Here is a 13,819-nt window from a genome sequence, read left to right as displayed (position 1 = left end):
GCTTAGGCTTTCAATTAAATTATTACTTCATTACCTCCATGACGGTTTTATCACCCTTTCAGCCTAATTCATCCCGCAAATATGCAACGCCCCAATTCTTTATGAAGATACACAGAATATTAAACTAACCGCCCTTTAGGTGACGCTCCTTCGTCGCTTTAAGCAAAGCCATGCCAAAGGCTTTACGCTGCGCTAACACTAGTCGCTTACGGTGGGAAACCGCTAAGAGCGCTGGTTCATCAAGTACGCCAATGCGTAGCCTCTGGTTAGAGAAGAGCCGCAGAATGGAGAGTTACTAATTTAGTGCAGCTTCACATTAAATTGGTATAATAGCCCACCTTAATATAATTCAGTATTTCGGTGACAGAAAAAACTATATTTTGTAGGTTTGGCGAAATTGCTCTTATCTGTTAACTAATTGAAACATTAGCGGAACTTACCAGGATTTAAGCGAACAGAGTTAGGCTGAGACTGACGACGAATTGCTACTCCATTGCGGAGATTTCTAGCGGTACCTCCATCTTTGCGATCAAGGAAAGGTTTGAGATTAATTCCACTTCTCGATGAACTAACCCGATTGTTGCTACCATTTAGAAGTGTGCGTCCTAAATTATATAATTCATTGGCTCCACTACTGCGATCGCCATAAGTGTTAACAGCTATAGTCTGCTGTCCACTGTCAGCAGTAGTCAAGTTCTGAAAAATACTATTGCGGATAACATAGGGGTCTTTGCCAGGTGGTACTGTCAGCACAATTCTACAGGTTGGGTTAGCTTCTGTTGTGACGCAGACAATATTTTCGTTATTTTCTGTTGCTGTCTGGAGCTCTTGTAAGCCATCTGGGCGATACTGTTCTAAGCGACTAGCAATTGCTGTACAACGCCTTTGTGCGTCCCAACCACCGCCCAAAGTCGCAGGCGCAGCCCAAGCAAAGTATTGCCCTGGTTGACTTTGTGGCTGATACATAACGGTGTACTGACCATTGTAAGTCTGACAAGTAAACCGAGTTGTACCGTCAGGTGAGGGTGAAGTTGGTATACCTGTTGATGTGTCTATTGGTACTGATGACCCACCTGATGGTACTGTTGGTACGACAACACCATCGCTGGTAGAGTCATATTGCGCCATTGCTACGGAATTGCCCAGACACAAAGATAAGCCAAGACTGCCCAAAGATATTAATCGAAGCAGTTGTGATGACATAAATCATCCTCCAGTAGAAATAGGTGGGGAATTGATAGTTTAAGTGACGAACAATTCTATGTTTTGATTCATCAAAAACGCTATTTTTTTTCCTCTCTTGCTTTCTTCTCTTCGAGTAGCTTTTTCACCCGTGCTTGAATTTTTAAATGACGCTCCACTCCTTCATAGGCGTAACGGTTGTAGTTACTACGGGTAATGAGGTCTTCTAAATAACTAACTCGCTCCTTACCGCCTGGGTGTGAAGATAACCAACTAGGAGGACCATTTTTTTGTTGTTCTACTAACGTCACCATTAAGTTACGCAAGCCATCAGCAGCGTAGCCAGTGGCAACAATTAGGCGTGTGCCGAGATTATCTGCCTGACGTTCCATGTCACGGCTATAACTAAGTGCAAAAAGTTGACCAATGGTGCCGCCCAGAGGGAGATATTGAGTAACGTTAGAGATCAGGTTGCCTTGGCTGACTAATTGAAAACCGTGGGATAAAAGTACATGGGATAATTCATGACCCATTAAGCCAGCTAATTCTGCTTCGGAATTAGTTTTAGCGATCGCACCCGCATTAATAAAAATTTTACCTCCAGGTAATGCAAAGGCATTAAGGCTTTCTTCAGGAATCACAAAGAATTCGTATTTAAACTCGTCCCGTCCTCCTACCTTCGCCAATTTCTGTCCAATTTCATTGACGTATGCCAAAATATCTTCGTCTATAATTACACCCAGCTGTTTTTTTGCCTGCTTTGCCACCGACTCACCTATGGCTTGTTCACCTTGTAGCAGCATGATCGTAGAGTCAAGGGCAGAAAACGGTCCAAGCAAACTGCCAGTAACGGCGTAACCTAAAGCACCTGTAATAATATTACCGATGACATTGCCTCTAATTTCTCTTTGTGTATGAGATTTGTAATGGTTCAGATTTTCCTCTGCTAGTTTTGTAAACTCAGGTGCTTGGGGATCTTTAGGATTGAGAATAGCAAATTGACGCGCCGCTAAAGACGCTTCCATCCATTTTTTCTCACCAGCTAGGGCTGTAATTCTAGCTTTAATTAATTCTGGTTGATCTGGATACAGCGAAGAAGCCCGTTCTAATATATCTAACGCTTCTTTATTGCGATCATATTGTTTCAATACTTCAGCATATCGGATATGACCAGGGATAAATTCAGGATATTGCTCAACTAATAGTTGTAGAGGTACTAAAGTTTTTGTTTGCAACTTTTGTGCTATCCCCGCCTCTGATTCTCGCCAGTAGACTTTACCTCCTGGGGATAGTTGCATGGGATCGAGTATGGCAGCTTTACGCTGTTGATTATCTGATGTTTTATCAAAAGGCTGCTTAACTTCGCGGTAAATTTTTTCCGCCTCTGGAATTTGTCCCGCTAGATAAAGTCTATCCGCTTCTATAAATTTTAGCTGACGGGTGATTTCTTCAGGAGTGAGTGGGGGTTCCTGTGCCGATTCTGGCTTTTTCGGTTCGGAAACTTCAAGGGTGGGTTTTGGTGCTTCTGGCGTTGATGAACGTTGCAGCACTTCCCGTAACTTTTGGACTTTAGTTGTTTCTGAACTGGGCTTTATTGTTTCAATAGTGGTAGAAGCAGCAGGTTCTTGTGCCAGAAGGGGTGAAGTCGCCTGCGTCAGGATTATCAAAATTGATGTAGCAGCTGAAAGTAATACCCACTTCCAAGCTGGCAGTAAAGACTTCCAGATTCGTTTCATGCTTGGGGCCACGTATGCAAAAGGCTCTTTTTTAAATTTTATGAGCAATTAGCAAAATACGCATATAGCGATGTATTTTTTGTGAGATATTACGCTAACCACGAACTGTTCGGTGATGCACCTCAGCACTCATTTGTTTAAACTGAATCACTCAATTACTTGAAAATTTTGTCTATATATGCTAATGCAAATTATTTGGATCAATACCTTGAGATTGTAAATAGGCAATTAGCCGTTCTTTTTGCTGGCGTTCCTGTTCAATTTGCTCTACCGCCCAAAGCAACAAATTACCCGCCTCATCCCACCAGCGCAACCAGTAACCAGTTCTAACTTCTTTTATTCCTTGCCAAGTTCCCAGAAATAAACCCATTGAATCAATCCAATGACGACCATTTTCATCAGGTTGCTTTAACTCGTAGCGCCTGTTTTCAAGTTGGTAAAATTCTAATAAACCGCCATTTGGGTCAAAAATTACGTAAATTGGAACTTGAAGAATCTGCTCATAAAAAAACCATTTTCCTGGTGGATAGGTTCGCTTAAAAGAGTATTCTCCACCCTCAGCGTCAGATAGAAATTCCATCACAATTGCCGGAGTATCTCCATCTAAATTAGGTGTATAGCTTTTGCGTTCTCCTAAAACTTGATTTACCGATCGCACATAAACCCAGTCGGGTGCTTTAGCAACAAATTGCCCGTTTATCGTTGCACAAAGTCCAAAATTCGAGGCTATCAACATCTGCGGTTGGATGAAACCACTGATCTCTAGGCTTTCGCGCAAAGCACCAGCTAATAGTGGCTCACCTGTATTTTCCACTGGTTCATCCTCTAACTGAAAATCTGCTGGCAACGCTTCCCAAGATATTATCAGTTCTATTGAAGATTTAGCTTCACCGAGTTGGGTTGTCATAAACACCCCTTTTTATTGATTTGTCTTTATTTTATGGCTGACCAGTGGCTTGGTGCTGACAAGGTGGCAAAAAAGGCTACGATGCAGATAAAATAAATTTTCTAAAACACAAAAACCCCGGCGAAACTAACCGAGGTAAGAGAGAGGTACGAATGACGATGAGATACAGCGATACCGAAATCGAAAAATATTAGCTAACGCTAAAACCAACCAAAACTAAAGTAGTGACTATTAAAGTCGCAAAAAGAGCCTGTAAAACATATTTACGTTGTTCCCAAATTGCTGGGTACTCGGCGTAGTACATCTTGGGTTCAGCTGCATAGTTATTGAGAACGCCGTCTTCGTTAGTGGTGGTGTACATAGTTTTTTCTCTTTTTTGTTAAATTATGTAAATTAATTTAACAATATTGTTACAAAACGTCAATATGACTTGACAAAAAAAGGCTGATGGTAAATATAAAAGTTACTTATCAGACATGGGGGATTTAGGCGAAGTTGCTACAGCCGCCGAAAGCGCCATATATTAGGCAATTTTTTAAATTGCAAAGTCTAAAATGGTATAAAAGAGTAGAGACACGTTAGTGTAACGATTTCGTGTCTCTAATAGTAATCGCATTTAGCACTCCATCTGTTGCAATCATTATCTAATTCTTCATCACCGCATCCAAAAGTACATTGGCATCAAAGCGGACTACATCTGTGCAAGGTAGCCCAGTTTCTGTTATTATTTGAGCGATCGCATCCTCTGCTGCAGACCGATCTAAATGGGCTGTGTTCAGCGCTATCCCCACTACGGGAACATTTCCAAAAGCACCACCGGCACTAGCAACAGTTTCATAAAGCCGAATCACCTCGGGTATTGGTGGAATTACTACATGGGGATGATTACGTACATGAACTTGTCCCGCACGATGTACTAACAGCAGTTGGGTTGGTTGCGAACCACGGATTAGGGGTAAGGTTGCCGTTGAACCAGGGTGTAGCAATGAACCTTGTCCTTCAATGTGTAGGATATCGTGGTTTTTGCCATAGCGCATAACTATCTGTTCCACAGCACCGGCGGCAAAGTCTACCCGCACAGCATCTAAAGGCACGCCGTCCCCTTCTAACATCACCCCAGTTTGACCAGTAGCAAGGAATTTAGAACGCCAGCCTCGCTGTTTCGCTGCCCAATGTAACTCTAGACTAGTTGACATTTTACCGATCGCCATGTCGGTTCCCACTGTCAAAACTCGCCGACAGGAAAGGGTGCGTGCCATTCCACTGGCAACACTTATATTAGGCGGCTCTTTGCGTACATCCCAAATTAGTTGCCCTGGCTTGAGCAATGCATTTAACTCTGGTATGTTCGCCATTGGTGTATGTAAACCATTCACCAACGACATTCTAGCTTTTAAAGCATCTTTGATTTCCAGCCAGTAATCATCTGGTACAGCACCACCTCCTGGAGCAATGCCTATTACCAAGACTTCTGGTTTGTATTCAAGGGCTGCGGCGAAAGATGCTACTATTGGGACATCACGCTTGATACCTGTTAATTCTGGTAGGGATTTACCAGCACACTCGCGATCAATTACGGCTACGATTGGGGCTTCACTGTAACGTAAAATTGCTAGCCCTGTTTTGCCGTGATGCCCAGTAATTCCCTCATGCAGCAAGATAGCTACTCGTTGATTAAGTGATAGTTGCATTGTGGTGTACCCCCAAACCTGGTAAATCGTTTGGCAAAACTCTCCCTTCTTTTAGCAATGCACCCGTAAAGGGATCATCGATTAAATTGAGGTGACTGTCTAAATCTAGATAATCAGCTAGTGGCGCTAGCTGTAATGCTGCTGTATTAGCTAGCGAACTGTCAGAATAGCAACCAAACATTACTTGCAACCGATATGCTCGCGCTGTATGTACCATTCGCATTGCTTCGGTTAGTCCCCCTGATTTCATCAGTTTGATATTAATACCATCCACGTAGTTTGCCAAATGGGGAATATCAGAGCTTGTGAAGCAACTTTCATCGACAAAGATGGGCAGGGGAGAGTGTTCTTTAAGTTTTGCTAAACTTTTTTCCTGCCCCCGTGGCAATGGCTGTTCTACATATTTTATACCTAAATTAGCTAGCCAATTGCACATTGCGATCGCATCTTCTAAACTCCAACCACCATTAGCATCAACAAAAAATTCTTGTTCCGGTACTTCTTCTCGCACTGCTAAAAGCATTTTTTTATCTGCATCTATGCCATCTGGACTACCTAGCTTTATCTTGAAAAGGCGGACATCGATAAATTGTAACCAGTCTCGCGCCCTCGCCCTAGCTCCTTCAGGTGAATTAATCCCAATTGTGACAGAAGTCGGTACTATTTGGTTGCGATCAAGTCCCCAAATTTGCCACAAGGGTAATCCTACGCACTTACCTAACCAGTCGTGCATTGCCATATCCAAAGCTGCTATAGCAGCAGAAGGAACCTGATTTTGTATTAAAACTTGCTCAATTTCCTGTCGTTGTAAAGGGCTGAATGCTTGCAGTAGCGGCACAACTTGCTGTAGTGCATCTTTAATAGTATCAGTTGATTGCCGATGATTACCCACGCCAAATGGTGATGCTTCGCCCCAGCCTTCGATATCATCATGTGAAATCCTTACCCATGCATTCGTTGTTTGTGCCGTTGTACCTCGACTAATGGTCAATGGAAATCTCTTATTTACTATAAATAAATGTAAATTTATTTGCATGTTTATTATACATTTTATACTCAAGCAAAAGCCAGTGTAAGTTCAAAGTTTAGATTATCGGATGCATCTGTTATACTTTTTTACATTCATTGGTTAATGGCTAAAGTTTTTATATACTATTTTTATTTATGAGCAACTTAAAAAAATGGAAGATTTTGAAATCAAAAATGGTTTTAGATCATCCTTGGTGTCAGGTGAGGCAAGATGAAATAGAATTACCCAATGGTAAAATTATAGATGATTATTTTGTCAGTATTAAGCCTGACGTTGCGATGGTCTTACCTATCACTAGTAATAGAGAAATCATTTTTGTCCGGCAATATAGACATGCAGTAAGTAAATTTTTCTTAGAACTACCAGCAGGGAATTTTGATCCTACAAAAGAGAGTGCAGAAGTAGCAGCAATTAGAGAACTGACAGAAGAGACTGGTTATATTCCCCAAAAATTTAGAAAAATTGCAACTTTATACGATAAACCGAGTAAAGATACTAATAAAATACATTTATTTTTAGCAGATAATGTGAGCAAAGTTGGAGAGCAAGAACTAGATATTACAGAAGAAATTGAAGTGATATTAATCCCTATAGAATCAGTTTTAGATAAAATTGCCCAAGGTGAAATTTCTGTAGCGGGAACTATTGCGGCTCTCTTCTTAGGTTTAAATTTTATTAATTATTAATAATTGTTGTAGCTCTGTTCTGTTTTGTCAGAATAATGCTTGAAATAAAAAACTCCACGCTACTTGCTCTCTGGAGTTTTTGGGCATGGGGCATCGGGAAGAAACTACCTGTTTGGCTAATACCCTGCTTGGTCCAAGTGACGGGGGGAACAACCTTGTCCACCCACAGAATGGGTAGCAAGACGAAGTCTGGGGATGGAGTTTCCCGCCGCTTTCAATGAATACAGCGTAAGCGTTTTGTTGATTTTGAATGGTGAGGCAGTCCGGTCTTGGGGGTTCCCACCATGAGGAACTGCCGAACCCGAAGGTGTTGTTTATTTCTGCCGCACTGTACTAGCTATCTAGTACCTCCAAAGATTTATTATTTAACTTCTTCATCCCAGATACCTACCTTCTCAAACTCTGCATAAGCAAGCTTCAGAAAGTTTACTACTCTCTGTCTTCCTATAATTCCAAATTCTTTATTCTCTCTTGCCTCAGCAAAGGTCATTCTGTTTTGGTCTATTATGTTTCTTTCTTTATATGCTAGTTTTGGAAAATCTATAACAATAATTTTATATTTTTTGATTAGTTTCTGTATATTTACATCTGAATCTACATGCTCCCAATCATCACACAGCCCTAAATTGCGTACCAGAATATGAGGCATTTTATCCCCGTAGCTATTCACAGACTGTACAAACAGATTAAGACTATCATATCCTCCTGTAGAGACAAACCATTTGCAAAAAGTCACTCCTTCAGAATTTCCTAGTTCAATTAACTGATTTCTTTCTATCCAGTCAAAGACTGCTCTATGTGATTGTGCTGCCAAATTCACAACTACTGGCTTACTTGTCGCCATCTCAAATATTCTATCTGCCTTATCAGCCTGGCGTTCATTCTCGCTAAACACTGCATACTGACATATTCCCTTATAGACTCCTGCCACATCTGGATTTGATCTATCTGTTTCTACTGGTACGAACGGGATTTTCTTATCCAGAAAGTACTGAATCATAGTTCTAGTCACTAGAGACTTCCCTACTCCACCCTTTTCACCATCTACCAAATGAATTGTCGGCATAACACCCACCTCTAATACTGATTAAACTCACTCAATATATCTGAACTAGGCTTAGAAGTTTTTGGTGTTTGTCGCCTAGTAGTTTTAGCAGTTTTCTGAGAATCCTTACCCCCTTTTGACAATGATTGCTTCTCTTGTGACTCCTGTGTTAATTGACCTACATCTTTCGGAGCGTTTTGAGAGTCCTCAGCTACTCTTATAACTGTTGGTGTTACAGATAATTCTGTTGAACTTTGAGTCGAATCTTCAAAAGGTAAAACTTGTTTTGGTTTAGCCCTTCGCTGACGAGAACGCTTTTCTTTTTCAATCTCAGTTAAGTATTGCTTAAGTGTCGCTGCTGAAACTTTTATTTCTTGCTTATCCAGTAACTTTGATAGGTCTTGATAACTATAGCCTTTCTTCAGTGCCGATTGAAGTTGTTCACGCAAAAAGTAAATGCTCTCTCGCAGGGATAATTCTTTTTTAGCCTTCTCTTCTAGCTTCTCTAATTCTCCCAGCGTGGCTTGGAGTTTATCAATTGGAATTTTCTGCCCTGGAGTTGTGCGTACCATTTTTGATGATGAGTGAACTGAAAATTTTATTAATCCTATCACCACATGTTCTTATGTGGGTGATAACCACACACACATTAATGAAACCAAGCTCTCACTGATGGGGCAAATGCATCTAATCCGCCAAGGAATTTTGGCTCGGGTATTGGGAGATGTCAGGACTTAAGAAAAGGTTTCGAGCTTCTTAGGGTATATTTAGGCTATCAATAGCAAAGAAGCAACCGTCGCGCGAGTAGACGCGTCCAGTGCGTAGTTCGGGTTTCACTGCCGTTAACCCAACATTAATATGGATCAAGTGTTGGCTTACTCTGCGGGACGGTATTGGGGTTACTTTTCATAAAAAACAGTATTTACACTGACGGCAGTTGTAAAAAATACAGTCAATATTTATATAAAATAAAATAAAACTCGTTACATTCAAGTATCAGAGCTTAATTAGATAACTAGTCATGCAAAATAAATTATCTAGTTAGGCAAGGGAAATATTAATAATGAAGGAATACAGTGATTTCAATCGTATTAAACAATGGCTAAATATTTATACATATGTATTTAAATGTGAAGAAAGAATCGATAATTAACTATACGCAAAAACAGCAACTGACTCATAAACCTCGTATAGCAACACTAAAACTTTTAACATTTGGTTTTGTTCTAACAGCAGTATTGTGCAACTATGATTGGGTGATGTCTACCAAGGGCTGCGTCTACGCCCAAACTTCTAATCCTCAAACTTTACCGCTTGGCCGGATAGATGATACCCCTGTCATTCCCTTACGTTCGGATGTGCTAGCGCAGCCATCAGATCAGAATCAATTACTTCCTTCCCCCCAACTACCGGATCAGCCAACTCTAGGAGAGGATGATCCTAATGTCAAATTCCGGGTTGATCGCATTGAAGTTGTTGGCAGTACAATTTTCAAACCAGAAGATTTTACTCCTATTACGGCTCCTTTTGTAGGACGAGAAGTATCATTTGCAGAATTGTTGCAAGTCAAAGATGCCATCAGCAAGCTCTACACTGATAAAGGTTATGTAACTACGGGTGCTCTAATTACACCGCAGACAATAGAAGCTGGAGTCATTAAAATTCAGGTAGTCGAAGGCAGTTTACAAGAAATTAAAATCATTGGCAATCGGCGATTGCGTAGTCAATACATTAGCGATCGCATCCGACTTGGTGCTGGCCAACCTTTAAATGTACCGCGATTAATAAAAAAACTGCAACTGCTTCGCCTTGATCCGCGCATTCAAAACCTATCAGCTGAGTTGCAGATGGGTGTACATCCAGGAACCAATATTTTGCAAGTTGAGGTCAAAGAAGCCGATACTTTTTCGCTTACAACAACTTTAGATAATGGGCGATCGCCTAGTGTTGGCAGTTTTCGCCGGGGTGTGAATCTGCAAGAAGCCAATCTACTGGGCTTTGGTGATACTCTCAGTGTCGGATACGCCAATACCGATGGTAGTAATACAATCAATCTGAATTACACACTGCCGATTAATGCTCACAATAGCACTGTATTTTTTGATTTTAACCAAGGCTGGAACCGCGTAATTGAAAAACCATTCAGCGTCCTTGATATTCAGTCAAACACTACGTCTTACGAATTTGGTTATCGGCAACCATTAATACAAAAGCCAACTCAGGAATTAGCTATAGGGCTATCGTTCTCACGCCAAGAAAGCCAAACAGAATTAGGTCTTGATAATATTGGCGGGTTTCCTTTATCGCCTGGTGCAGATGCGAACGGAAAAACCAAGATTTCTGCTCTGCGTTTTATCCAAGAGTATACCCAACGCAGCAATAAACAAGTTTTTGCAGCCCGATCGCAATTTAGCCTCGGGGTAGATTGGTTTGATGCTAGTGTCAATCAAGATGCCCCAGATAGCCGCTTTTTTGCTTGGCGGGGACAGGCGCAGTGGGTGCGGCAATTCGCACCAGACACTCTGCTTTTAGTTAGAAGTGATTTACAATTAGCAGCAAATTCTCTCTTACCTTTAGAACAATTTGGTCTTGGTGGACAGCTAAGTGTGCGGGGTTATTGCCAGGATACATTACTGACAGACAATGGTATGTTGTTTTCGGCTGAATTCCGGTTGCCGATTGTGCGTGCCTCCAAGCTGGGAGGAGTGTTACAACTGACACCATTCATTGACGTGGGCAAAGGTTGGAATACCAAGGGTGACAATCCATCATCTAGTACTTTGGTGGGTACTGGGTTAGGACTGCTGTGGCAACAGAGGGATAAATTCTCAGCTAGGCTAGATTGGGGTATTCCATTAATATCGGTAGACGGTGAAAAGCGATCGCTCCAAGAAAATGGGCTGTATTTCTCGGTGAGTTATTCGCCATTTTGATCGAGGCGATCGCCTAGTTGATGGTTCAAGACCACACCATTTTGGGCATCCTAAATACAAAGTATAAATAAAGGCTTGGCGATGACAGCGACCTCTATTTGGTTAGGTCTGTGCGGTAGAATAGTGCCATTAATGGTAATGCAACTTTCGTGCGGCTCTGTGAGTGCCCAGGTAACTCCCGATGGCACCTTGAATACTACTGTCTCTCAAAGTGGTAATAACTTCACTATTACTAACGGTAGTGCTGCCTACAGTAACCTATTTCACAGTTTCCAGCAGTTTAGTGTTCCCACAGGCACTTCAGTCATTTTTGATTTAGTTAACACACCTAAGATATCCACTATATTCAGTCGTGTTACAGGAGGTAGTATTTCTCGTATTGATGGCGTGATTCAAACCATCAACAGCAACAACCCCGTTAGCCTATTTTTGATCAATCCTAGTGGCATTGTCTTTGGTCCCAATGCCCAACTGAATATTGGTGGATCGTTTGTTGGTACAACTGCAAATAGCATTAAGTTTGCGGATGGGGTAGAGTTTAGTGCCAGTAACACTACAGCAGCCCCTATCTTGACGATCAATGTACCAGTTGGCTTGCAATTTGGGCAAAACTCAGGTGCGTTGGCGCAGCCCGCCGTAGGCATCGCAGTACAAAACTCGATCAATGGCATCTCCCAAAATTCACTAGGTTTACAAGTGAGTTCAGGAAAGACCCTTGCCTTGTTGGGAAATGGGATTGATATAGCAGGGGGCGTTCTCAAAACTGTGAATGGCTCCATCGAACTCGGTAGTGTCCAGTCAGGACAAGTTAGCCTCAGTCCAACAAATCAAGGTTGGGCGTTTGATTATTCCAATGTTGGGGGACTGAGCGATATTCAATTGAGTCAGCAAGCACTGATAAATGTAACTGGGTTTGGCAACAGTGCGATTCAATTGCAAGGTAAAAATATTCGTCTTTTAAATGGTTCAACTGTTTTGATTAATAATTTAGGTGCAATGTCATCGGATCGAATTACAATTAATACCACTGAATCATTCCAACTTATCGGAACACCTCAGGATGGAACCACAAGCAGCCAATTGATAAGCAGTGCGAGCAATCTAGGTCGGGGTGGAGATATTGTCATATCAGCAAAACAACTTTTGCTTCAGGATGGGGGAGATATTCTGACTCAAACTTTAGGCCCAGCAGCAAGTGGTAACATTACAGTGAATGCGTTAGAGTCCATTCAAATGAGTGGGTTTAACCCTGCCAGTCCAGGGGGAAATACAGCGATTTTAACGCTTTCTTATGGTTCTGGAAATACAGGCAATATCACGCTATCCACCCAAAAACTAAGTGTTACTAATGGTGCTGGCATTGCGTCATCCAGCTTCCAAAAAGGCAACAGTGGTGATGTTCAGATTAATGCCTCCGATTCCATTGATGTTGCTGGGATCAATAATGTCAATCTTTTGCCGAGTAATGTGAGTTCATCAACGATTGGTACTGGCAATGCAGGTAATGTGACTATTAAAACTTCACGGTTAACCGTAAGTGATGGAGCCAATGTTACCTCCTCAACTGGGGGAATGGGGAATGCTGGAAGCCTAAAAATCACGGCTTCAGACTTTATTCAGGTGAGCGGCGCAGCATCAACTAGCACGTTGACTAGCGGAATTGGGGCTTATGCGCTCCGCCTTGATCCAGTCTCCCGCGCCGCTTATGGACTACCTGACATTCCTAGCGGTAATGCGGGTGGGGTAATTCTGATAACGCCGCAATTACGCATTTTGGATCAGGCGCAAGTGGGGGTAAAAAATGATGGCACAGGCAATGCAGGCAATTTTGAGGTCTATGCTGATTCAGTTACTTTGAGGAATCAGGGAGCAATTACTGCCGCAACGCAATCTGGAAACGGAGGAAACCTAGTTCTCAACGTTAAAGAATTGTTGCTCATGCGCGGTAACAGCAAAATTTCTGCTGAAGCCAAGGGCATAGGTAACGGTGGTAATATCTCAATCAATGCACCTATCATCGCCGGATTAGAAAATAGTGACATTATTGCTAATGCCATCAAAGGTCGAGGGGGCAATATCCAAATCAGCACCCAAGGGATTTTCGGGTTGCAGTTTCGTAATCAACTAACACCTGAGAATGACATTACTGCTAGTTCGCAATTTGGGGTCAGTGGCACGGTTCAAATTAATAACATCGGCGTTGATCCAAACTCTGGCTTAGTACAACTGCCAGCGAATGTGGTTGATCCATCACAGCAAATTGCTACAGGCTGCGCGGGCGGTGAAGGCAGCCGCTTTGTGGCAACGGGTAGAGGTGGTGTGCCGCAAAATCCAAATCAACAGGTAACAAGCGATCGCACCTGGGACGATGTGCGAGATATCTCTGCATATCGAAAAACAGGTGATGTCACTGCCCAAATGCCCCCATCACCAAAGGTTATTGTCGAAGCCACCTCTTGGCATCGCAACGCTGAGGGCAAAGTTGAATTAATTGCGGCGCAATCTCCCCCACATATACAGCCGCCGTTAACTTGTGCTGTTTCAGCTAAGAGTTAACGACAAATAAAGTTAGCAACAATTCCATTTTGGGAAACCTAAGTACACAGTTC

The 13,819-nt window shown here is 42.1% G+C and carries 11 protein-coding genes; 3 read left to right on the top strand and 8 right to left on the bottom strand.

Annotated elements, in window-relative coordinates; all coding sequences use genetic code 11:
* Nucleotides 1–426: 426 nt before the first annotated feature.
* The 6 genes from V7L20_RS16315 to V7L20_RS16290 form a co-directional block, all read right to left on the bottom strand.
* Nucleotides 427–1,203 (bottom strand): COP23 domain-containing protein, encoded by a 777-nt coding sequence (locus tag V7L20_RS16315; RefSeq protein ID WP_334745082.1) that lies wholly within the window; start codon nt 1,201–1,203, stop codon nt 427–429.
* An 80-nt stretch (nt 1,204–1,283) separates the two neighbouring features.
* On the bottom strand, nt 1,284–2,918 hold the full coding sequence (locus V7L20_RS16310; RefSeq protein ID WP_334745081.1) for a M48 family metalloprotease: 1,635 nt from the start codon (nt 2,916–2,918) through the stop codon (nt 1,284–1,286).
* A 181-nt stretch (nt 2,919–3,099) separates the two neighbouring features.
* Nucleotides 3,100–3,825 (bottom strand): Uma2 family endonuclease, encoded by a 726-nt coding sequence (locus V7L20_RS16305; RefSeq protein WP_334745080.1) that lies wholly within the window; start codon nt 3,823–3,825, stop codon nt 3,100–3,102.
* Nucleotides 3,826–4,015: 190 nt separating this feature from the next.
* A complete protein-coding gene (gene psb34, locus V7L20_RS16300) occupies nt 4,016–4,186 on the bottom strand; it encodes a photosystem II assembly protein Psb34 (protein WP_334745079.1) in 171 nt (56 codons plus the stop codon).
* Between the two features lie 283 nt (nt 4,187–4,469).
* Nucleotides 4,470–5,516 (bottom strand): DUF1611 domain-containing protein, encoded by a 1,047-nt coding sequence (locus tag V7L20_RS16295; RefSeq protein ID WP_334745078.1) that lies wholly within the window; start codon nt 5,514–5,516, stop codon nt 4,470–4,472.
* Nucleotides 5,500–6,552 carry a dipeptide epimerase gene (locus tag V7L20_RS16290; protein WP_334745077.1) on the bottom strand — a complete coding sequence of 351 codons (1,053 nt, stop codon included), beginning with the start codon at nt 6,550–6,552 and terminating at the stop codon, nt 5,500–5,502. Before V7L20_RS16290 ends, V7L20_RS16295 begins: the two co-directional genes overlap by 17 nt.
* A gap of 128 nt (nt 6,553–6,680) precedes the next feature.
* On the opposite strand from V7L20_RS16290, the gene V7L20_RS16285 reads away from it, so the two are divergent.
* The gene (locus V7L20_RS16285; protein ID WP_334745076.1) at nt 6,681–7,232 is read left to right on the top strand and encodes an NUDIX hydrolase; all 552 of its coding nucleotides are present in this window, start codon (nt 6,681–6,683) and stop codon (nt 7,230–7,232) included.
* Nucleotides 7,233–7,593: 361 nt separating this feature from the next.
* Here V7L20_RS16285 and V7L20_RS16280 read toward each other — a convergent pair whose 3' ends face one another.
* Together V7L20_RS16280 and V7L20_RS16275 are read right to left on the bottom strand one after the other, a co-directional pair.
* Entirely contained in the window at nt 7,594–8,298 is a 705-nt protein-coding gene (locus tag V7L20_RS16280; protein ID WP_334745075.1) for a mobilization protein, read from the bottom strand.
* 11 nt (nt 8,299–8,309) lie between these two features.
* Nucleotides 8,310–8,849 carry a hypothetical protein gene (locus V7L20_RS16275; protein WP_334745074.1) on the bottom strand — a complete coding sequence of 180 codons (540 nt, stop codon included), beginning with the start codon at nt 8,847–8,849 and terminating at the stop codon, nt 8,310–8,312.
* 687 nt (nt 8,850–9,536) lie between these two features.
* Here V7L20_RS16275 and V7L20_RS16270 point away from each other — a divergent pair.
* Together V7L20_RS16270 and V7L20_RS16265 are read left to right on the top strand one after the other, a co-directional pair.
* A complete protein-coding gene (locus V7L20_RS16270; protein ID WP_334745087.1) occupies nt 9,537–11,210 on the top strand; it encodes a ShlB/FhaC/HecB family hemolysin secretion/activation protein in 1,674 nt (557 codons plus the stop codon).
* 81 nt (nt 11,211–11,291) lie between these two features.
* The gene (locus V7L20_RS16265) at nt 11,292–13,766 is read left to right on the top strand and encodes an S-layer family protein (protein ID WP_334745073.1); all 2,475 of its coding nucleotides are present in this window, start codon (nt 11,292–11,294) and stop codon (nt 13,764–13,766) included.
* Nucleotides 13,767–13,819 lie beyond the last annotated feature (53 nt).

This window comes from Nostoc sp., from assembly GCF_036916735.1.
GTDB lineage: Bacteria > Cyanobacteriota > Cyanobacteriia > Cyanobacteriales > Nostocaceae > Nostoc.
The sequence above is the reverse complement of the archived record's forward strand: the minus strand, read 5'-3'. Positions and strand labels throughout refer to the sequence as shown.